The organism is Paenibacillus sp. FSL k6-2145, from assembly GCF_037976585.1.
GTDB lineage: Bacteria > Bacillota > Bacilli > Paenibacillales > Paenibacillaceae > Paenibacillus.
Genome location: NZ_CP150267.1, coordinates 622,693 through 644,175, shown reverse-complemented (window position 1 = coordinate 644,175; position 21,483 = coordinate 622,693). Strand labels below are relative to the sequence as shown.

17 protein-coding genes and 1 other annotated feature (1 of these 18 only partly in view) are annotated in these 21,483 nt (G+C 47.3%); all 17 genes read left to right on the top strand.

The window, feature by feature from the left end:
* The first annotated feature begins 233 nt into the window (after positions 1–233).
* Complete coding sequence (clpP, locus tag NZ043_RS02865) at positions 234–824, top strand: ATP-dependent Clp endopeptidase proteolytic subunit ClpP (RefSeq protein WP_036605886.1); 591 nt, start codon at positions 234–236, stop codon at positions 822–824.
* A 12-nt stretch (positions 825–836) separates the two neighbouring features.
* Positions 837–2,090, top strand: coding sequence for an ATP-dependent protease ATP-binding subunit ClpX (gene clpX, locus NZ043_RS02860; protein ID WP_036605887.1), 1,254 nt, complete (start codon positions 837–839; stop codon positions 2,088–2,090).
* A 121-nt stretch (positions 2,091–2,211) separates the two neighbouring features.
* Positions 2,212–3,309 carry a flavodoxin-dependent (E)-4-hydroxy-3-methylbut-2-enyl-diphosphate synthase gene (gene ispG / locus NZ043_RS02855; protein WP_076216934.1) on the top strand — a complete coding sequence of 366 codons (1,098 nt, stop codon included), beginning with the start codon at positions 2,212–2,214 and terminating at the stop codon, positions 3,307–3,309.
* Positions 3,310–3,476: 167 nt separating this feature from the next.
* Positions 3,477–5,231 (top strand): ATP-dependent protease LonB, encoded by a 1,755-nt coding sequence (gene lonB, locus NZ043_RS02850; protein WP_133387115.1) that lies wholly within the window; start codon positions 3,477–3,479, stop codon positions 5,229–5,231.
* An 86-nt stretch (positions 5,232–5,317) separates the two neighbouring features.
* Positions 5,318–7,657 (top strand): endopeptidase La, encoded by a 2,340-nt coding sequence (gene lon / locus NZ043_RS02845; RefSeq protein ID WP_091037589.1) that lies wholly within the window; start codon positions 5,318–5,320, stop codon positions 7,655–7,657.
* A gap of 156 nt (positions 7,658–7,813) precedes the next feature.
* Positions 7,814–8,470, top strand: a complete 657-nt coding sequence (gene yihA / locus NZ043_RS02840; protein ID WP_091037586.1) for a ribosome biogenesis GTP-binding protein YihA/YsxC — start codon at positions 7,814–7,816, stop codon at positions 8,468–8,470.
* 267 nt (positions 8,471–8,737) lie between these two features.
* Positions 8,738–9,325 carry a hypothetical protein gene (locus NZ043_RS02835; protein ID WP_036605891.1) on the top strand — a complete coding sequence of 196 codons (588 nt, stop codon included), beginning with the start codon at positions 8,738–8,740 and terminating at the stop codon, positions 9,323–9,325.
* 334 nt (positions 9,326–9,659) lie between these two features.
* The gene (speD, locus tag NZ043_RS02830) at positions 9,660–10,061 is read left to right on the top strand and encodes an adenosylmethionine decarboxylase (RefSeq protein ID WP_036673526.1); all 402 of its coding nucleotides are present in this window, start codon (positions 9,660–9,662) and stop codon (positions 10,059–10,061) included.
* A gap of 342 nt (positions 10,062–10,403) precedes the next feature.
* Positions 10,404–11,789, top strand: a complete 1,386-nt coding sequence (gene hemA / locus NZ043_RS02825; protein ID WP_091037583.1) for a glutamyl-tRNA reductase — start codon at positions 10,404–10,406, stop codon at positions 11,787–11,789.
* Between the two features lie 53 nt (positions 11,790–11,842).
* The gene (gene ccsA / locus NZ043_RS02820; RefSeq protein WP_091037986.1) at positions 11,843–12,631 is read left to right on the top strand and encodes a cytochrome c biogenesis protein CcsA; all 789 of its coding nucleotides are present in this window, start codon (positions 11,843–11,845) and stop codon (positions 12,629–12,631) included.
* 5 nt (positions 12,632–12,636) lie between these two features.
* Positions 12,637–13,287, top strand: coding sequence for a bifunctional precorrin-2 dehydrogenase/sirohydrochlorin ferrochelatase (locus NZ043_RS02815; protein WP_339310552.1), 651 nt, complete (start codon positions 12,637–12,639; stop codon positions 13,285–13,287).
* 2 nt (positions 13,288–13,289) lie between these two features.
* Entirely contained in the window at positions 13,290–14,246 is a 957-nt protein-coding gene (gene hemC / locus NZ043_RS02810) for a hydroxymethylbilane synthase (protein WP_091037577.1), read from the top strand.
* Between the two features lie 4 nt (positions 14,247–14,250).
* Entirely contained in the window at positions 14,251–15,813 is a 1,563-nt protein-coding gene (gene cobA / locus NZ043_RS02805; RefSeq protein ID WP_091037575.1) for a uroporphyrinogen-III C-methyltransferase, read from the top strand.
* Between the two features lie 102 nt (positions 15,814–15,915).
* Positions 15,916–16,917 carry a porphobilinogen synthase gene (gene hemB / locus NZ043_RS02800; RefSeq protein WP_091037572.1) on the top strand — a complete coding sequence of 334 codons (1,002 nt, stop codon included), beginning with the start codon at positions 15,916–15,918 and terminating at the stop codon, positions 16,915–16,917.
* 26 nt (positions 16,918–16,943) lie between these two features.
* Positions 16,944–18,248: a glutamate-1-semialdehyde 2,1-aminomutase gene (gene hemL, locus NZ043_RS02795; RefSeq protein ID WP_076216944.1), complete on the top strand. Its 1,305-nt coding sequence runs from the start codon at positions 16,944–16,946 to the stop codon at positions 18,246–18,248.
* Positions 18,245–19,150, top strand: coding sequence for an RluA family pseudouridine synthase (locus NZ043_RS02790; protein ID WP_249912914.1), 906 nt, complete (start codon positions 18,245–18,247; stop codon positions 19,148–19,150). The genes hemL and NZ043_RS02790 overlap by 4 nt, the downstream gene beginning before the upstream one ends.
* Positions 19,151–19,517: 367 nt before the next feature.
* Positions 19,518–21,104: a LysM peptidoglycan-binding domain-containing protein gene (locus NZ043_RS02785; protein WP_249912915.1), complete on the top strand. Its 1,587-nt coding sequence runs from the start codon at positions 19,518–19,520 to the stop codon at positions 21,102–21,104.
* A 155-nt stretch (positions 21,105–21,259) separates the two neighbouring features.
* Positions 21,260–21,483, top strand: a binding site (T-box leader) (it continues 58 nt past the right edge of the window).

The following is a 21,483-nucleotide window of genomic DNA, read 5'->3' as shown; positions in this document are numbered from 1 at the left end:
TTACATACCTATGTACTTCATGCAAATAAAAAACGGCAAGACGGCATAGGATGGCTTCAATTTGCACATACATAGAAAACATGGTTAAATATGATCAGGCTAAAAAAGTAAACAAACGGATGTCTGACCCCTCTTGTGAAAAATGACATTGTCACAGGAAAGTGTTAGAATGAATTTGGGTTTGCTTTACAGGTGGCCTATGTCTAATTACATGTAGAAAAGAGGTTGGTCTCATGAGTCTGGTGCCAATGGTTATAGAACAAACCAATCGAGGCGAGCGGTCTTACGATATATATTCACGTTTGCTGAAAGATCGCATTATCTTTCTAACCAGTGCGATTGATGACGATGTAGCCAATCTTGTCATAGCACAGCTTTTGTTTTTGGCAGCCGACGATCCTGAGAAGGATATCAGCTTGTACATTAACTCACCTGGTGGTTCTGTCACCGCAGGGATGGGTATATACGATACGATGCAATTTATCAAGCCGGATGTATCTACCATTTGCGTAGGGATGGCAGCAAGCATGGGCTCGTTATTGCTGACAGCCGGTGCACCTGGCAAGAGATATGCGCTGACAAACAGCGAAGTAATGATTCATCAGCCGCTTGGCGGCATTCAAGGACAGGCTGCGGATATTAAGATACACGCAGAATGGATTATTAAAACACGTCAGAAACTGAATCAAATATACGTCGATCGTACGGGTCAGCCTCTTGAGAAAATTGAGCGGGATACCGACCGTGACTTCTTCATGAGCGCTGAAGAAGCTAAGACGTACGGCATTATTGACCAGGTGCTCAGTAGACCGATCAATTCCTAAAGGGGTGGTTTCATGTTTAAATTTAACGATGAGAAAGGGCAATTGAAATGCTCTTTTTGCGGTAAATCTCAGGAGCAGGTACGCAAGTTGGTCGCTGGACCAGGCGTGTACATTTGTGATGAATGTATCGAACTTTGCACCGAAATCGTTGAGGAAGAACTTGGTCATGATGAAGAAGTAGACCTGAAAGATATTCCGAAACCAAAAGAAATTCGTAATATTCTGGATCAATATGTTATTGGGCAGGAACAAGCGAAAAAATCATTGTCTGTTGCCGTGTATAATCACTACAAACGGATCAACACACAAAGCAAAATTGAAGACGTTGAATTGTCAAAGAGTAACATTTTGCTGTTAGGACCAACAGGTTCTGGTAAAACGTTGCTTGCGCAAACAATGGCGAAAATTTTGAATGTTCCTTTTGCTATTGCGGATGCTACGTCATTAACAGAAGCGGGTTATGTAGGTGAGGATGTAGAGAACATCCTGCTCAAACTGATTCAAGCTGCTGATTATGATGTGGAAAAAGCAGAGCGTGGCATTATTTATATCGATGAGATTGATAAAGTAGCGCGTAAATCCGAAAACCCATCCATTACTCGTGATGTATCGGGCGAAGGTGTGCAACAGGCTCTCTTGAAAATTCTTGAAGGAACTGTGGCTTCTGTACCACCGCAAGGTGGTCGTAAACACCCTCATCAAGAATTCATTCAGATCGATACAACGAACATTCTGTTCATTTGCGGCGGTGCCTTTGATGGTCTGGAGCAAATGATCAAACGCCGGATCGGTAAAAAAGTCATTGGCTTCAATACCGTTTCTGAGCAAAAAGATCTGAAACCAGGTGAATACCTGGGTATGGTATTGCCGGAAGATTTGCTGAAATTTGGTCTGATTCCGGAATTTGTAGGCCGTCTGCCAGTCATCTCCACTTTGGAGCCGCTGGATGAAGATACGCTGGTACGGATTCTTTCCGAACCAAAAAACGCGCTTACCAAACAGTACCAAAAACTGCTTGAGTTGGATAATGTGAATCTGGTATTTGAACCAGCTGCATTGCTCGCGATTGCAAAAGAAGCAATTAAACGTAACACAGGTGCACGTGGATTGCGTGCCATCATTGAAGGTATCATGCTGGAAATCATGTATGAAGTGCCTTCACGTGAAGATGTTACGAACTGTGTCATTACCGAAGAAGTTGTTGAGAAAAGAGTTGTGCCTGAACTAAGCCAATCGAAGGACGATAAGCAGGAAGAGAGCGCCTAATAAAAGGCCTGAATCCCGTTGAACTCTGAAATATAGACTTGTCAGTTCTCCACTTTGGCAGAAGGCGAATTCATGTCTCTGTCAGGGTGGAGCTTTGACGTTGTGGGGAGAGAAATCACTCATGTATTTAAGACAGGATACACGTCCCGTGAAAGTGGGAAACGTAACGATCGGTGGCAGTAACGAAGTCATTATCCAAAGTATGTGTACAACCAAAACGGCAGACGTTGAAGCCACGGTTGCAGAGATTCTGCGACTGGAAGAAGCGGGCTGTCAAGTGGTACGTGTAACGGTGAATAATGAGGAAGCTGCCGCAGCCATCAAGGAAATTAAAAAACGCATTCATATACCGCTCGTAGCGGACATTCATTTCAACTATAAGTTGGCTTTACTTGCGATTGAAAACGGCATCGATAAAGTTCGGATTAATCCAGGTAACATCGGTAAACGTGCAAAAGTGGAAGAAGTGGTTAAGGCTTGTAAAGACCGCGGCATTCCGATTCGGATTGGAGTAAATGCGGGGTCTTTGGAAAACCATCTCCTTGAGAAGTATGGGTATCCTACGGCAGATGCTATGGTAGAAAGTGCATTGTATCACATTGGTATTTTGGAAGAGCTTGATTTCCATGATATCATCGTGTCTCTCAAAGCATCGGATGTGCCGATGGCGATTGAGGCATATACCAAAGCAGCTCAAATCATTCCGTATCCGTTGCATCTCGGGATTACCGAAGCAGGTACACTGTTCTCCGGTACGATCAAAAGCTCCGCAGGTATGGGAGCCTTGTTGTCGATGGGTATTGGTTCAACGATGCGGATCTCACTGAGTGCGGACCCGGTAGAAGAAATCAAGGTTGCTCGTGATCTGCTCAAAACATTTGGACTCATTACAAATGCAGCCACATTGATCTCCTGCCCAACGTGTGGACGTTTGGATATCGACCTGTTCTCCATTGCCAACGAAGTGGAAGAGTATATCTCCAAACTGAAGGTGCCGATTAAAGTATCGGTGTTGGGTTGTGCGGTTAATGGTCCAGGTGAGGCCAAAGAAGCGGATATCGGGATTGCCGGTGCTCGTGGTGAAGGTCTCTTGTTCCGTCACGGCAAGATGATCCGTAAAGTGCCTGAAGAAATCATGGTTGAGGAATTAAAAAAAGAGATCGACAAAATCGTCGAAGCCTACGAAGAGACAGGTGTTATTCCTGGTCGTTCGCACTGATTGATTCATATCTTGTTACAACAAAAGCTCGCCAGCGATGGCGGGCTTTTTATTTTCTCGCATACAAATTCCGCATCGCCCGTTTACGTCGCGTCGAAAAGGCTATACTACCAAGTATTAGCATGATCTCATATGAGAATAGCGACAAAATAGGAGGATGTGAAGACATGGAATTTGGTATGGTCATCATGTTGATTCAGTTATTTTTTGGAGTGGTGATTGGTTTGTATTTCTGGAACCTGCTGCGTGGCCAGAAAACGAACCGCAGTGCCGTTGAGCGTGAATCTCGCAAGGAACTGGAGAAGCTGCGCAAGCTGCGTTCGATCTCACTCACCAAGCCGCTGTCGGAGAAGACGCGTCCAGCTACCATTAACGATATTGTTGGGCAAAAAGACGGGCTACGTGCCCTTAAAGCTGCATTATGCAGTGCGAATCCGCAACATGTTATCATTTATGGCCCTCCCGGAGTCGGGAAGACAGCTGCCGCAAGGGTTGTGTTGGAAGAGGCTAAGAAGAATCCATCTTCTCCTTTCAAGCCAGACGCCAAATTCACGGAGCTGGATGCAACAACAGCCCGTTTTGATGAACGTGGTATTGCGGACCCCTTAATTGGTTCTGTTCATGATCCGATATATCAGGGAGCAGGAGCTATGGGCGTTGCTGGTATTCCCCAACCAAAACCGGGCGCTGTAACGAAAGCGCATGGGGGAATGCTTTTTATTGATGAAATTGGTGAATTACATTCGATTCAGATGAATAAGCTGTTGAAAGTGTTGGAGGATCGCAAGGTGTTTTTGGAGAGTGCGTACTATAACTCGGAAGACACGCATACTCCTGCTTATATCCACGATATTTTTCAAAATGGGCTGCCGGCCGATTTCCGCCTTGTTGGAGCGACGACACGTTCGCCTCATGAACTGCCACCAGCTTTGCGTTCACGCTGCATGGAAGTTTATTTCCGTCCTTTGTTGCCTGAGGAGATTGGGCGAATTGCAGAGGATGCTGTTCAGAAAATAGGGTTCAGTCCATGTCCGGATGCCGTTGATGTGGTCAAGCGATATGCAACCAATGGACGTGAAGCGGTCAATATCATCCAGCTGGCTGCTGGACTTGCGCTGACAGAGAAGCGTGAGACGCTTCAGGCGTCTGATGTGGAGTGGGTGGCGGGTAGCAGCCAGATTCAGCCACGGCCTGATCGGAAGGTCCCTACACAGCCGCAGGTGGGGTTTGTTAACGGCTTGGCGGTATACGGACCGAATATGGGAACCATTTTGGAGATCGAAGTGTCTGCTGTTCCGGCTCTTAAAGATCAAGGCCGAATCAACATTACAGGCGTTGTGGATGAAGAAGAGATTGGAGGCGGTTCGCGTACACTCCGGCGAAAAAGTATGGCCAAAGGCTCGGTTGAAAATGTGTTAACCGTATTAAAAGCCATGGGTATTCGTCCGAATGATTACGATTTACACGTGAATTTCCCAGGTGGGACGCCTATTGATGGTCCATCTGCCGGGATTGCGATGGCGACTGCCATTACATCAGCCATTCAGGGACGCCCTGTGGATCATGAGACAGCGATGACTGGCGAGATCAGTATTCATGGTCGGGTTAAGCCTATTGGTGGCGTGCTGGCCAAGGTGGAGGCTGCCTTTCAGGCAGGAGCGAAGACCGTTATTATTCCCGCGGAGAACTGGCAGTCCATTTTTGAGAATCTGGATGGCTTGCGCGTTATCCCGGTAGATACGGTACAGGACGTATTCCGTGAAGTGTTTGCCTGGGTTCCGGAATCACAACAGATGGAACAAACGAAGCTTGCAGAGGAGACAGTTGCACCTGCACCGGAGATTTTTCCACCAGCATCCGCTTCCTATTTGCGTGCGGACGTGCCTCGTCCAGGACAGGTTACAGATTCGGGAAGCTGCTAAGCGCTTCCCTTCATTGGTTTTTTATGTGAACATTTGATAGAATAATGAATGACTACAACCTGAGAGCCATTGGAGGTGCGAAAGCGATGGGACCGAGCAAAGCGAAAGGTCGTCGTTTTCCTTTACTGCCTTTAAGAGGACTTCTCGTCTACCCGAGTATGGTACTGCATCTCGATGTGGGCCGGGAGAAATCGGTCAAGGCTTTAGAAAAAGCGATGGTAGAAGAACATCTGATTCTCCTATGTTCCCAAGCCGAAGTAAATATTGAAGAACCAACACAAGAGGACATTTTCAGAATCGGAACCGTGGCCAAGGTCAGACAGATGCTGAAGCTTCCGAACGGTACGATTCGTGTACTCGTGGAAGGCTTGGAACGGGCTGAAATTATTGAATATACGGACAACGAGGAATATTATGAAGTACTGGCTAAAGAGCTGCCTGAAGAGGAGAATACCCATCCGGAGACGGATGCCTTGATGCGTACCGTTCTGAACCAGTTCGAGAATTATATTAATCTGTCCAAAAAAGTGACACCAGAGACACTCGCAGCGGTGTCTGACATCGAAGAACCAGGGCGTCTGGCCGATGTCATCACGAGTCACCTGTCCTTGAAGATCAAGGACAAACAGGAAATTCTGGAGACCATCGACGTTCGGGAACGTCTGGAGAAATTGCTGGATATCCTGAACAATGAGCGCGAAGTGCTGGAGCTTGAACGCAAGATTAGCCAACGTGTGAAGAAACAGATGGAGAAAACGCAGAAGGAATATTATTTGCGCGAGCAGATGAAAGCGATCCAGAAAGAACTGGGTGAAAAAGAAGGCCGTGCGGGTGAGGTCGAGGAACTTCGCACTCAGATGGAAGAACTCGGCTTGCCGGACAAGGTGAAAGAAAAGGTCGAGAAAGAAATTGATCGACTGGAGAAAATGCCTGCAAGTTCAGCCGAGGGCGGAGTCATTCGCAACTACGTGGATTGGCTGCTTGGCCTTCCTTGGAGTCAGATGACAGCGGATGACCTGGATATCCAAAAAGCCGAAGATGTGCTCAATGCAGATCATTACGGATTGGAAAAACCCAAAGAGCGTGTGCTTGAATATCTGGCTGTCCAGAAGCTCGTCAAGAAGCTCAAAGGGCCAATTCTCTGTCTGGTTGGACCTCCAGGGGTCGGTAAAACATCACTTGCCCGTTCGATCGCCAGATCGCTGGGTCGGGAGTTTGTAAGAATATCTCTTGGCGGCGTGCGTGATGAAGCCGAGATTCGTGGTCACCGACGCACCTATGTAGGCGCCATGCCTGGGCGTATCATCCAGGGGATGAAAACGGCAGGTTCACTGAATCCGGTATTCCTGCTGGACGAGATTGATAAGATGGCTTCAGATTTCCGCGGAGATCCTTCCGCAGCGTTACTTGAGGTGCTTGATCCGGAACAGAATAATACGTTTAGTGATCACTTTGTAGAATTGCCGTTTGACTTATCCAACGTTATGTTTATAACAACTGCCAACACGGTGCACAATATTCCGCGTCCATTGCTGGATCGGATGGAAATGCTCAACATCCCTGGTTACACGGAGCTGGAGAAGCTGCAAATTGCGAAAAACTATTTGTTGCCCAAACAGAAGCAGGACCATGGTCTGGAAGAAGAGCAATTGGAAATCCCGGATGACGCGTTGTTGCGTGTAATTCGTGAATATACACGGGAGTCAGGTGTACGTAATCTGGAACAGCAGATGGCTTCGTTGTGCAGGAAAGCTGCGAAGAACATCGTATCTGGTGTGGAAGGTCAGATTAACATCTCATCAGATGAGATCAAAGACTACCTTGGACCTGGCAAGTTCCGTTATGGTATGGCCGAACTGGAAGATCAGATTGGTACCGTAACGGGTCTGGCGTGGACTGAAGTAGGTGGAGATACACTTGTCATTGAAGTGACTGTTGTGCCTGGAACAGGTAAATTGACTCTCACAGGTAAACTGGGGGATGTCATGAAGGAATCGGCACAAGCCGCATTCAGTTACACCCGTTCCAAAGCTACACAGCTTGGAATTTCGCCTGATTTCCATGAGAAAAACGATATTCATATCCACGTTCCGGAAGGAGCGATTCCGAAGGATGGTCCATCTGCCGGGATTACGATGGCAACAGCGTTAATCTCTGCCTTGACGAACAAACATGTGTCCAAGGATATCGCGATGACTGGTGAAATAACACTGCGTGGACGTGTGCTGCCGATTGGTGGTCTGAAAGAGAAATCACTGGCAGCCCATCGTGCCGGCTATAAAAAAATATTATTGCCTAAGGATAACGAACGGGACCTGCGTGACATTCCAGACAGCATCAAGGAAGATGTGGAGTTTGTCCCTGTAGCCCATATGGATCAGGTATTGCAGCATGCACTTGTTGAGCAGACAGGAATTCACCTGTAATCCACGTATCCGAAAGGTTCGTATGAAGATTAGACCGTTCTGCGGAGGCTTCGGCGTCCGCTGGAACGGTTTTTTTGGTATGATAGAACAATCCATGGCATAATACCTTCAACAGGTGATGCATAGCACAGGCGTTCAAGAGAGGAAAGATACAATATGAAAGTAAATCAATCTGAATTTATTATCAGTGCCGTTCGGCCTGAACAATACCCCGAGGACGGTCTGCCAGAGATTGCTTTGGCGGGACGCTCCAATGTGGGAAAATCTTCCCTGATCAACCGTTTGATCAATCGTAAAAATTTGGCTCGGACGAGCTCAACACCGGGTAAGACACAGCAACTCAACTATTATAAAATTAATCAGGATCTCTACTTCGTCGATTTCCCAGGATATGGCTACGCTAAAGTTTCCAAAGAGCAACGCTTTGCCTGGGGCAAAATGATGGAGAAATACTTGCTAGGACGCGAAGAATTGAAACTGGTTATGCAGATGGTGGATATGAGACATGAGCCATCGAAGGATGACAAGATGATGAATGAGTGGCTTCGTCATAACGGATTGCCTCTGGTTGTCGTAGCAACCAAGATGGACAAGATTCCAAAAACACGCAGAGCCAAACACATCAAAGTCATTAAGGAATCACTGGGCCTTCGTTCAGGAGATTTGTTTGTGCCGTTTTCATCCGAAGAGGGATTGGGGAAAGAAGAGTTATGGGACATCATAACCCGCCATGCTCAGATAGATAAGTATGCACCAGTGCCGGATGCAGAGGGTGCTTCTGATGAGGAAGAAACCAACGAAATTAACGGATAACCGAGATAGTATATCGTTTTAGTGCAGGAAAGTGAGCATGCTAAGTGAATCTTTGATGAGATCCAGATTAATCCGGTTTTTTATGGAATTTCGTGAGAATTCATCATCTGGGTCTGGAGAAAAATAGTGTTAGGGTAGTGTATAATGAGCATAGGTGCATATTGCCAACAGTACCAAAAATACCGGCCTTGCCGGCCTGAAGAATTTTGAGATGACTGCTACATGTGCAGGAAGACAAAACAATCGGGAAAGAATTGAGGGATTTGTATGGCTCAGCGGTTAGCCACAGAGTATGTTAAGGCCACTATGAAATTGTCAGAACCCCAGATGCATCAGTTTTTGCGCATGACAGAAGACGGCAGGCTTCATCATCGGGTTAAGGTGTTGGACAATGGTTGTCAGGAGGTTGTGCTGGGGGATGTAAGTGGAGAAGAAGTGCATTTCCCTTTTGACCGCATAGAAGGGTTTTATATCTGTGAGTTATCTTGCCGCCTGGTGAATCTGCATTTGACCAACGTTGTCCGGAAGCTCTTTGTGACTTTCAAAGGTGACGGGGTCGTGCATCGGATCTATAAAGGGTTCACCATGACGTATGTTTATGCTCAAGGCACTGTCCGCAAAATTGTGGAGAAGACCGGGGAGAACACCCGAGTGATCTATGAATACAAAAATACGTTGCTTGAATTGCAACATCTGTTCCAGGCTAGAGATGTAGAACGCGAAATCAACCGTGTGTATGCCGAGATCGATTCACTGCTGGATACTAGAAAAGATGCGACTGCTGATCAGCTCCATCAGATTGATGAGACCCTTGCTCGTCATCAAAAACGGTTGTTTGAGCTTGAAGCTTATTAACTTAAAGTTGTATGTTTATAAACGTATATGAATGTAATGAATTCCCTTGTATCTTCCGGGCAGTGGCACTCGCCAATGTGGAGGTTTCAGGGGATTTTTTAATGTGAGATCGAATATTCCGATTAGAAAATATTTATTTTACAATCTTCTGGAAAAGGGTTGATTTCACTCTGATTCAATGTTATTTTTAATCTCGTTGAAAACAATATAGGAACCAGGATTCACTCAGGACATTATATGTTGCGAGAGATTTTTCCCTCGGGAAGTGAATGACGTAGGTCCTAGCGGATGAAATTTTTCAAACATTTTATTCCTAGGAAGGGGGAACCGAAGGATGGAATATTCAACTTTCGGAAGACACGTTGCTGTTGATACTTGGGGTGTCGACTTTAATCTACTGAACAATGCAGAGTATCTGGAAGCCCAAATGGTTGAAGCAGCAGAGGCATGTGGCGCGACAGTGATGTCCGTACAGTCCAAGCAGTTTGATCCACAGGGAGCGACCGTACTTGTACTATTGTCTGAGAGCCATCTCTCCATTCATACGTATCCTGAGAGAGGTTTTGCAGCGATTGATTGTTACACTTGTGGGGAGACTGTAGATCCACAGCTTGCTATTGACTACCTGGTATCCGTATTAAAGCCTGAAAAAACGTATGCAAAGAAGTTGGTACGTGGTTTGGGCGAATTGCAAGTTGAAACACCAGACATGAACAACCAGACTGAACGGGTTTAAATAAAAAGTATATTGCATACACAATGTTCACATATCGGGATGGACACATAACCTCCCAAACTCTAATAGTCATGGAATAATTCCATGGCTATTTGTTTTAATATGCGTATCGTTATGAATATTCATAATCGACACTTTTTAACGCATAACGGTGAACTTTGGTGAGACACTACAATAAATGACAGTGCATATGATGATGAACATGGTGATTTCATAAACATTTCATAAAAAGGACCCGGTCACGGCTATGATGTGTGATATAATTAACCATGTCAATCATAAATGGATAGACATATGCAGTAAGCACTTTGATTGGAAATTTATTAGGCAGGTGAACTTGCAATGCACATCGTTGTCGTTGGTTTGAATTATCGCACGGCGCCTGTAGAGGTTAGGGAACGATTCACATTTGCAGAAAAGGACTTGTCTGAAGCGCTGCAGCAGCTCAAGCTGACCAAGAGTGTATTGGAAGGTGTAATCGTAGCCACATGTAACCGTACCGAGTTGTATGTTGTGGTGGACCGTCTTCACATGTGTGGTTATTTTATTCGAACATTCATGGAACAATGGTTTAATGTACCACGGGAAGAATTTACGCAACACTTATATATATATGAAGATGATCAAGCCATGCGCCATTTGTTCCGTGTCATCTGCGGACTAGATTCCATGGTCATTGGTGAGACTCAGATTCTTGGACAGGTGAAACAGGCTTTTCTTAAAGCGCAGGAAGAGAAATCAACAGGTACATGGTTTAATAAGTTATTTAAGCAGGCAGTTACATTGGGCAAACGGGCACATTCGGAGACTTCCATTGGGGAAAGCGCCGTATCTGTCAGTTATGCTGCTGTTGAACTCGGTAAGAGGATTTTTGGCATGTTCACAGACAAGAAGGTGCTCATTCTGGGTGCCGGCAAGATGAGTGAACTAACCGTGAAACATCTCTATGCCAACGGGGCATCCGAGGTCATCGTGGCGAATCGTACGCTTGCAAGAGCAGAAGAATTGGCAGCCAAGTTCCGGGGTACACCTTGTACGATGGAACAGGCATTAAATCGACTTAATGAAGTTGATATTGTGATTAGTTCCACTGGAGCTGAACGTTATGTCATGGATGCAGCAGTGGTACGGGAGAGCATGAAGCGTCGTCAATCTCGTCCATTGTTCCTGATTGATATTGCGGTTCCACGCGATATTGATCCGGCGATTGGTGAATTATCCAATGTATTTCTCTATGACATTGATGATCTGGAAGGAATCGTGGAGAGCAACCTGGAGATGCGTAAGGTGGAAGCTGCCAAGATTGAGAGAATGATCGAGCTTGAGATGGAGGATTATTACCATTGGCTCAAAACGTTGGGTGTTCGTCCCGTTATTCGCGCTTTGCAGGAAAAAGGTGTCTCCATTCATGAAGAAACGATGGATAGCCTGTTTAATAAACTGCCTGAGCTCGATGAACATCAACGTAAAGTCATTCGTCGTTTGACCAAGAGTATTGTGAACCAAATGACGACAGATCCGATTAATCGGATTAAGGAAATGGCAGGCACGAAGCAAGGTGATGAAGCTCTGCGCATGTTTACTCAGATCTTCGCTCTGGAAGATGCAGTAGAGGTGGCCGCTGAAAAAGTGAGTCAGAGTGATGCTACAGCTCTGGCGAAACCAGCTGCTCACCTTAACGAAAACCGGCAAGACCCCGTGCCGGCTTATGCTCCGGCAGGCGTATAAGGCGGGTGGGCAGCTTGACCCTTGCTGAACAAGTCTATGAAGCTCTAATCTATATGTATGCCCTGAGCCTACTGTTCTATTTCTCGGACTGCATTCGACGCAATGCGGGGGCGAAGCGGACAGGCACAGGGTTTCTTGTCGTTGTTTGGGGACTGCAGGTGACGCATGTCATATTGCGCATGTGGACTGAAGGCCATTTTCCCATCTACACCACCTTTGATTTTTTGTTTATATTTTCATTCAGTATTGTGCTGATGTCTCTTGTCATGACTCGCATTCAGCGTTCCGAATTTGTGATATTGTTGCTGAATGTTGTAGGTTTTTCCGTTACGGTATTAAACCGACTGTGGTTTACGGCCGGAGAGATATCGCTGCATAACTGGCAAACGGTACATGGATTACTCATTATGCATATTACCTTGGCGAATCTTGGTTTTGCGGCGTTAACCGTTGCTACGGTATTTGCCTTGTTATATCTGTTCTTGCACCGTAAGTTGAAGAAAAAAAAGTGGAATGATACGATGCGACGGCTGCCAAGTCTGGAAGTGATCGGTAAGTATATGGATGGTGCTACGTTGATAGGGACACCGCTCCTTGGTGTTTCTGTGATGCTTGCCGTATTATCCATTGTGGCGGAAAGACGCTGGATTCTACTCTTGGATCTCAAAGTTATTTCGACAGGTCTTGCTATAGCCATCTATGTGGGTTACTTCGTATCCAAGAGAAGGAAACAGTTCTCTACAATTATCATGGCAAGATGGACACTGATCGGGTATGGATTTGTCATTATAAGTTTTTTATCCAATGCGTATTCAGCGTTTCATCGTTGGACGGGAGAGTGAAGGGGATGGAACGTTACACGCCGATATTTGTGAATACTTCAGGCAAGAAGTGCTGCGTGGTTGGTGGTGGACGTGTTGCCGAACGTAAAATTAAGGGATTGATGCATGCCGAGGCACAGATTACGGTCATTAGTCCGGAGCTTACTCCCGTATTACAACAACTGCATCATGAATCCCGAATTCAATGGATAGACCGGTCCTACCGCAATGGAGATTTGCGGGGGGCCTTTCTCGTATATGCAGCGACTGACCATTCAGAGGTCAATTCAACTGTGGTTCGGGATGCTGAGGCTGCGGGCGTATTGGTGAATGACGCAATGTGTTCGGAGCACAGCAGCTTTATTACACCAAGCGTGGTAAGGCGCGGGAGATTAAGCATAGCGATATCCACAGCAGGAGCGGGACCGGCAGCAGCTGCGGAGATACGTGCCACACTCGAACGACAGTTCGGTGATGAGTATGAGACGTACCTTGAGTTTTTGCACCAGATGAGGACCGAGGTGAAGTCACGCGTATCATCTTCAAGTCTCAGAAGTGCGTTGCTTCGGCAATTAACTGAAATGCACATATTAGAAGATATTCGTACAGGCCATTTTCGGTGGTGGACCGAAGAAGAAATCGGGGACTGGATATCCCGTAATCAGGAGGAAGTGTAGATATGCGTACAATTAAAGTTGGAAGTAGACAGAGCGCGCTTGCGCTAACCCAGACAGGCCATGTCATTCAGGATTTACGTGATATTTGTGAGCGGGAAGGATTAGCTTTTGACTTTGAAGTACATAAGATTGTTACCAAGGGAGATCTCATTCTGGATGTAACGTTGTCAAAAGTCGGAGGCAAAGGTTTGTTTGTCAAAGAGATTGAACAGGCGATGCTTGATCGTACGATTGATATGGCTGTGCATAGCATGAAGGATATGCCCTCCGAGTTACCCGAAGGATTAATCAATGGTGCTATTCCCCGTCGTGCAGATCCACGGGATGCGCTGATCTCCAATGGTGGACTTACTCTGGATCAACTGCCAGAAGGAGCTAGAGTCGGAACAAGCAGTCTGCGCCGGTCGAGTCAATTAAAGGCCTACCGTCCAGATTTGCAATTGGAATCGATTCGCGGCAATATTGATTCCCGTCTGCGGAAGCTGGAGACCGAAGGATTCGATGCGATTATTCTGGCAGCTGCAGGATTGTACCGTATGGGCTGGGAAGACCGGATCACAGAATACCTGACGGAAACAGCTTGCCTTCCGGCAGTGGGTCAAGGCGCGCTTGGTATCGAATGTCGTGAAGACGATGAGGAACTATTGCACTTGCTGCAGCTGTATAACGATCCGGAGACAGCATTTCCTGTACAGGCGGAACGCCGTTTTCTCAGTGTATTGAATGGGGGCTGTCAGGTTCCAATTGGTGCTCATGCGGTATGGCTGCCTCAGGAAGATGCGGATTCCCTGAATGGTGAAAACACGTTACAATTAACAGGTATGGTCGGCACGCCGGATGGTGGACTGATTCTTAAGGAAGCTCTGATCGGCAAAGACCCGGTTCGTCTGGGTGAAGAAGTGGCTTGGAGATTGATTGAACGGGGAGCAGAGCAGATACTGGCAGAAGTTAGGGGATGAAGACATGGTGGGAAAGGTCTTTTTGGTAGGAGCAGGTCCTGGGGATGCAAAGCTGATTACGGTAAAAGGGTGGGAATCCATCGGTAAAGCCGATGCTGTAGTCTATGATCGTTTGGCAAGTCCGAGATTGTTGAAACAAATGAAACCCGGCGCAGTCAAGATTTACGTGGGCAAGCGCCCGGATCGGCATACGATGAAACAGGAAGAGATCAATCAACTGTTGGTTGATCTGGCTCTTGAAGGCAAGGTTGTGGTTCGGCTTAAGGGTGGGGATCCAACGATCTTTGGACGCGTGGGCGAAGAGGCAGGTTTGCTGTACAAAAACGGGATTCCGTTTGAGATTGTGCCTGGGGTAACCGCTGCAATAAGTGTACCTGCGTATGCCGGAATTCCTGTGACTCACCGTGACTATGCATCTTCCATCTCTATTATTACGGGGCACGAGAGTCCGGACAAGCTTGATCGCAGTATCCATTGGGATAAAGTGACGAATGCAACGGGTACACTGGTATTTATGATGGGGGTTGCCAAAATTGGATATATCAGCGAACAATTGATTCGTCATGGTCGTCCAGCGCAAACACCGGTCGCTCTGATTCGTTGGGGAACACGAGCGGAACAGGATACCCTTACAGGTACCCTTGAGGATATAGAAGCGAAAGTGATCGCAGCCAATTTTCAACCACCAGCTGTTATTGTGGTGGGGGATGTCGTCAATCAAAGGGAACAATTGAAATGGGCAGAAGCGCTGCCGCTGTTTGGCAAACGAATTCTGGTAACCCGTGCTCGCAGTCAGGCGAGTGAACTGGTGAATCGCATTGAGGAACTCGGCGGGGAACCGTATGAGTTTCCGGTTATTGAGACGGTCATGCCGTCCAGTGAATCTGCGCAGCAAAGTGTCAAAGACGCCTTCAGTGCTTTAAATACCTATGACTGGGTGTTTTTCACAAGTGTGAACGGCGTGGAGTTTTTCTTCCGCCATCTGGAACAGGAAGGCAAGGATATTCGCTCGATTCATCAAGCGAGAATTGCCGCCGTAGGACCTTCCACGGCAGATGCTTTGCGCAAACATGGCATCGTTGCAGAGGTTGTCAAAGGTCCTTTCCAGGCCGAAGGTATGCTTGAGGCTTTTGAAAGCGAATTGAAGGAAGGTCAGAGAGTATTGCTTCCGCACGGTGATCTTGCACGTACATGGTTACGTGATCAGTTGAGAGAACGAGGACTTCAGGTCACCGAAGCCATCACCTACGATACGATCCTCGCGGGTGAGAATGATGATGAACTGCTCAAGCTGCTTGAAGAAGGTGGTATTCATGCGGTGACCTTTACAAGTTCGTCCACAGTTACCAACTTCATGAGTATGTTGAAACGTATGGGGTTGCAAGATCCACTGCCTTTATTGAAAGATGTGGAGGTTGCGTGTATCGGACCTGTTACAGCGAAGACGGCAGAAGCCGCTGGACTAAAGGTTACACTGATGGCAGAGGAAGCCACGATGGATAGCTTGATCACAGTGCTATGCGACTGGAAACGGTCAGGCACCAAAGAAGGCGCTCTTCGAAATTAATACACATGTAATCATGTCAACATATGAAGCGTGCTGAATTCGATAGGATACCAGCGCGCTTCCCTTTTTGCTCTATTTAACTTTCAGGGAGGTTTTACTCGTATGAGTTTTCCAATTGTACGGCATCGCCGTTTACGTCAATCCGCAGGTATTCGCAATATGGTTAGAGAGACCCATCTGACCGTGGATGATTTTATTCAACCAATCTATGTTACGTATGGAGAAAATGTAAAATCTGAAATTAAATCCATGCCTGGCGTATTCCGCTTTTCGCTGGATCGTCTTCAGGAGGAAGTAACGGAAATTGCCGAGCTGGGAATTCCAGCCGTGTTATTGTTCGGTATTCCGGAGACCAAGGACAGTGTGGGTTCATCTGGCTTCGCTGAAGATGGCATCGTGCAGGAAGCGACGAGATTGATCAAATCCTGGTATCCAGAACTGCTGGTTGTTGCGGATACTTGTCTGTGTGAATTCACGGATCACGGTCACTGCGGTATGGTACACACCGTGGAGATTGACGGCCATATCTGCGGAGATGTATTAAATGACGAATCATTGGATCTGCTCGTGCAAACTGCAGTGTCACAAGCCAAAGCAGGAGCGGACATTATTGCACCATCCAACATGATGGATGGATTTGTACAAGCGATCCGTGCCGGGCTGGATGAGAATGGATTCAGTCACATTCCGATTATGTCTTACTCTGTTAAATATGCATCTGCATTCTATGGCCCATTCCGCGAGGCGGCAGATTCCACGCCACAATTCGGAGACCGCAAGTCGTATCAGATGGACCCGGCGAACGCGCGTGAAGCCTTGCGTGAAGCAGAGACGGATGTGCTCGAAGGAGCGGACATGTTGATGGTAAAACCATCCCTTTCCTATCTGGATGTTATGCGCACCATCAAGGATCAATTTGATCTTCCGCTTGTTGCCTATAATGTAAGTGGCGAGTATGCCATGGTGAAGGCGGCGGCGATTCAAGGCTGGATCGATGAGAAAAAAGTCGCCATGGAAATCCTGCTCAGCATGAAACGCGCAGGTGCAGATATGATCATTACCTACTACGGAAAAGACGCTTCACGCTGGTTGGCTGAGAAATAAAATAAATTACATTAAGGAGGATATTCATGACTGCACAACAAGGTAATCGTCGAAATGATGAGCGCTCACGCAGCGCGTTTGAGGAAGCGAAGCAGTACATACCCGGGGGTGTGAACAGCCCTGTACGCGCATTCAAATCGGTGGGACTTACTCCGATCTATGCAGAACGCGGCGAAGGGTCCAAAATCTACGATATTGATGGCAATGTTTTTATTGACTATGTGGGATCGTGGGGCCCACTCATTATGGGACATGCACACCCTGACGTTGTAGAAGCTTTGCGTGAGACAGCCCTCAAAGGAACAAGTTTTGGTGCGCCTACCTTGCTGGAGACCGAGATGGCAAAACTCGTCTGTGAGCGTGTACCTTCTATCGATATCGTGCGGATGGTTAATTCCGGTACGGAAGCAACGATGAGTGCCATTCGACTGGCACGCGGAGTAACCGGACGCAGTAAAATTCTGAAGTTTGAAGGATCATATCATGGACATGCCGACAGCTTGCTGATCAAGGCGGGTTCAGGTGTTGCAACACTGGGTCTGCCGGATAGTCCAGGTGTACCTGAAGGTGTAGCTGTGAATACAATTACGGTACCTTACAACGATCTGGAGTCCGTTAAGCTTGCTTTTGAACGTTATGGTGAAGAACTGGCCGCTGTTATTGTGGAACCTGTGGCAGGTAACATGGGGGTTGTACCTCCGGCTTCCGGTTTCCTTGAAGGCCTGCGCAGTTTGACGACCCAATATGGCAGCCTGCTTATTTTTGACGAAGTCATGACCGGTTTCCGCGTAGGGTTGAACTGTGCTCAGGGACGGTATGGGGTTACACCTGACCTGACTTGTCTGGGTAAAGTGATCGGTGGCGGACTCCCGGTTGGTGCTTATGGTGGCCGTCGCGATCTGATGGAACAGATTGCTCCAACAGGACCGATCTATCAGGCGGGTACACTTAGTGGGAACCCGCTGGCTATGGCCGCAGGATATACGACGCTCAAATTGTTAACACCAGAGGTCTATGACCGTCTGGAGACATTGTCTGCACGTCTGCAAGCCGGATTCGAGAAAAATGCAGCTGAGACGGGTGTTGCGATAACCATCAACCGTGTGGGTTCCATGGTTTGTCCATTCTTCAGTGCCGTTCCCGTAACTAATTATGATATTGCCAAAGAAAGCAATCTGGATCAATTCCGTCGTTATTTTGCGGCCATGATTGATCAAGGTGTGAGTGTTGCTCCTTCGCAATACGAAGGTATGTTTGTCTCTGGTGTGCATACAGAGCAGGATATTGACGATACGATTGAGGCGAATCGTAAAGCTCTTCAATCGCTATGACCATCAAAAGTTGGAAACGCCGCGGGGAATGGCTTGAGCTGATGCCAGGGAAAGCCGTAACAGGCAGTTCAGACAAACCGATGGCTGCAGAGCAATGGCTATTGTCTGAGCTTCAGTTTCCGGAGAAACTGCTTCGTCAGCTGAAATCAAACCAAGGAATACAACTTGCAGGGGACCGGCTTCGGCTGGCCCTTTTTGCGTCCCAGCCAATCGATGTTGAGCCACGCTGGGCTGATGTGGATGTATTGTTTGAGGATGATTTCTGTCTGGTTATGCACAAACCGGCAGGCATGAAACTGCATCCAGATGGAAGCCGTGCTGATCAGGCCATCACGCTGGATCATGTGGTTGCCTCCTATTATGAAATGAACGGAATACAGGCGAGTGTACGCCATGTTCATCGACTGGATGAGGATACAACGGGACCTGTCCTATATGCCAAAAATGCTTTTGCCCTCGCCAAACTGGATGAAGCGATGCGTCGCAAAGAGATTGGCCGTCATTATGTAGCCATTGCAGGTGGACAAATCCCCCTTGAACTCCACAAAATTGATGCTCCGATTGGCAAGGACAGACATCACAAACAGCGCAGGCGTGTCTCGGAAGGTGGACAGGAAGCTGTTACTCATGTAGAGATCGTCGAAGTGTGGGAACGAGCAACCCTTGTACGATTAAAGCTGGATACAGGACGTACACACCAAATTCGTGTACACCTGAGCTACGCGGGACACCCGCTCATTGGTGATGCGTTGTATGGAGGTAGAGCGGATGCCATTGGGCGACAAGCACTTCACGGAGAGATGCTTAGGTTTAGTCATCCGTTAACCGGAGCGATGATTGAAGTGAGCGACCCTTGGCCATCCGATTTCACACAATTGGCAGAGCGTGAGGTGGCTTACTAATACACTATTTAAGTTCGACTAACTATTTACACGAAAACGGAAAGGATAGAAACAACCAGAAGAAGCAAAGCGTTCGCCTAAAAGCTTTCTGAAAGAAAGCTGCTTCGGAAGCATAAGCTATCCCCGGATTTTCCCTTTTATAAAAAGGAATGAAAAAAATCTGGGGATAACAGCGATCAGAGGGTTGTTCTGTCATTGGAGTGACAGTGTAAATAACCATGAGTTGAACATATATAGCAAGGTTTTTCAAAAGGTGGCATGCTCCTCTCATTCAAGGCATATAGATGGGGTAACGAAGGATTTGGACCATGGATCAGTCCCATGAGAAGGATCATGGTGAACATATGCCGAAAGGAGGACGCCACCTTTGTTGAATCAACCTTATGGTTTGCGGTTCGATATTTATGAGCGCGTTCATTTGTCTGAGGGAGTCCCTGCGATTGAGGAATTGGAGGAGATTGAACTATACCCGCGCATTCAAGTCATAGGGCAGGATGATCATGCCACGTTAAGAGGGCATCTTTTACTTACAGGTGCGTACAGAGGAGAAAATGAGGCTTCAGAGGAGCTCAAACATTTTATTCCCGTGGAGATCACAGTGCCGCTGAACCGGGTCAGATCGATTGAGGATATTTCCATCGAGATCGAAAATTTTGACGTGGATCTGTTATCCAATCGCAGTCTGAACATTACAGGCGTATTGTCGCTGCGAGGCATCGAGGGGTTTCCTGTTGAAGAGCCACAAGTGTGGTCAGCAGATGAGTTTACAGTTGTTCATTCACCTGATGCTCAGCAATCCAACCGTTCCGATGAAGCAGCACAGACAGGCAGCGACCCCAACACATTTGCACAAGAGTACCTGCTCCAGCGGAGTGAGGAAGAGAGACTTGCGAATGCAGCAGAACTTGCATATGGTGCCCCGGAATTCGCTGACCTGTCTACAAGGGAAGAGACATTAAGGAATAGCGAAGAATGGCAGCAAGAATATGCGGATTCGTCATCGGCCGAGCCAATTCAATCTGAGGAGCAAAGTGCGGAGTACGCTAACGAAAACAGACAACCTGATGTAAACGAAGATCCCGCCTCCCTGACAGAGAATGGGGATGAATTGGCATCTCATGAGCAATACAGCGAACCTTCTCCGATCTCGTCATTTATGGCTGAGACCGCAGATCGGTTAGCTTCTTACCCTGAGTCGGAACCATTGCTGCCTCTGGAAGATGAGTCTTCGGGTTGGTCCGAGCCTTCCGTGGATGCATTGCCTGCGAACTCGAGAAGTGCAGATCAAGCAGTCACAGAGCCTACTGCTCAATCATCTAATGAGTTGGCAGCACCGGATGTACCGGACGCACCAGAGGTATGGCACTTCGAATCAGCGAGATCTGTACCTCAGCAGGAGAATCAGGCAGTTGCCGATGTCCCGAGCGAATCACAGGCGGAGAACTGGCAAGGTGTATTTGCTTCGTCTGAACCACCAGGCAACGCTGAGGAAGACCGACCGTCTTTTGAAGCGACTGGGGCAGACGAGTTCGTACAGAACGAAGCATTTGTTCCTGAACCTGTGGCTGAGACGGAAGACAAGCCGGAGCTGAAGGTTGCTTTTGGCAGCAAAAAAGAATCCGCACCACGGCAAGAAGAGGGCGTAGGTATCTCTTCCTTGTTATCCTCGGGCAGAGCGGCACGCGATGCTGAAGTGGAGCGAGGCGATGAGGTTCCTGCGGGTGTGGTACAGGAAGAAACATATCCAGCTGATGATGTGGAATGGAAGAACCTGTTCCTGGGAACGATTGTCGACCAGACCCCATTCCGCAAGGTGAAACTGTGCATCGTTCAGCGAGAAGACACACTGGATGCCATTGCAGATCGATATCAATTGAGCACGAGGGAACTTCAGTTGTATAACCGATTATCTGAGCAGGTTGTGGAAGAAGGTCAGATATTGTACATCCCTTAATCCGTACTTAAAGCCTTCGTTATGACCCGTGATCCCCTTGAGGATTGCGGGTTTTTGCATGATTCGTCCTGAACCTGCATTCCAGCGCTCTTTATCCGCTGTTGTCAGGTTGACTATCGCGCACGAGCAAGGTATGATGTGTGTAGGTTTTTTGAAGAACAACGTGGAACGGGAGTAGTAGACAGTATGACCTTTCAGAGAGTGGAATTGCAGCGCTGTGAGATTCCGCAGGAACCAACTGATCGAAGTCGCCCGGGAGTTGCCTGTTTGAATACAAGAGATGAATGAGATTTATCGTCATTTATTTCTGAGGTAGGATGGGCCGGTAGCAGCCGTTATCTGCTTGAAGTGTCACGTCATGTACAGAGGGTGAAGTCTA

What these genes read in the sequence shown, in the direction of transcription:
- ccsA (WP_091037986.1), top strand. Translation starts at nt 11,843, where the DNA reads ATGTATGCCCTGAGCCTACTGTTCTATTTCTCGGACTGCATTCGACGC.
- NZ043_RS02815 (WP_339310552.1), top strand. Translation starts at nt 12,637, where the DNA reads ATGGAACGTTACACGCCGATATTTGTGAATACTTCAGGCAAGAAGTGC.
- lonB (WP_133387115.1), top strand. Translation starts at nt 3,477, where the DNA reads ATGGAATTTGGTATGGTCATCATGTTGATTCAGTTATTTTTTGGAGTG.
- hemC (WP_091037577.1), top strand. Translation starts at nt 13,290, where the DNA reads ATGCGTACAATTAAAGTTGGAAGTAGACAGAGCGCGCTTGCGCTAACC.
- hemB (WP_091037572.1), top strand. Translation starts at nt 15,916, where the DNA reads ATGAGTTTTCCAATTGTACGGCATCGCCGTTTACGTCAATCCGCAGGT.
- cobA (WP_091037575.1), top strand. Translation starts at nt 14,251, where the DNA reads ATGGTGGGAAAGGTCTTTTTGGTAGGAGCAGGTCCTGGGGATGCAAAG.
- NZ043_RS02835 (WP_036605891.1), top strand. Translation starts at nt 8,738, where the DNA reads ATGGCTCAGCGGTTAGCCACAGAGTATGTTAAGGCCACTATGAAATTG.
- clpX (WP_036605887.1), top strand. Translation starts at nt 837, where the DNA reads ATGTTTAAATTTAACGATGAGAAAGGGCAATTGAAATGCTCTTTTTGC.
- yihA (WP_091037586.1), top strand. Translation starts at nt 7,814, where the DNA reads ATGAAAGTAAATCAATCTGAATTTATTATCAGTGCCGTTCGGCCTGAA.
- hemL (WP_076216944.1), top strand. Translation starts at nt 16,944, where the DNA reads ATGACTGCACAACAAGGTAATCGTCGAAATGATGAGCGCTCACGCAGC.
- NZ043_RS02790 (WP_249912914.1), top strand. Translation starts at nt 18,245, where the DNA reads ATGACCATCAAAAGTTGGAAACGCCGCGGGGAATGGCTTGAGCTGATG.
- ispG (WP_076216934.1), top strand. Translation starts at nt 2,212, where the DNA reads ATGTATTTAAGACAGGATACACGTCCCGTGAAAGTGGGAAACGTAACG.
- hemA (WP_091037583.1), top strand. Translation starts at nt 10,404, where the DNA reads ATGCACATCGTTGTCGTTGGTTTGAATTATCGCACGGCGCCTGTAGAG.
- clpP (WP_036605886.1), top strand. Translation starts at nt 234, where the DNA reads ATGAGTCTGGTGCCAATGGTTATAGAACAAACCAATCGAGGCGAGCGG.
- lon (WP_091037589.1), top strand. Translation starts at nt 5,318, where the DNA reads ATGGGACCGAGCAAAGCGAAAGGTCGTCGTTTTCCTTTACTGCCTTTA.
- speD (WP_036673526.1), top strand. Translation starts at nt 9,660, where the DNA reads ATGGAATATTCAACTTTCGGAAGACACGTTGCTGTTGATACTTGGGGT.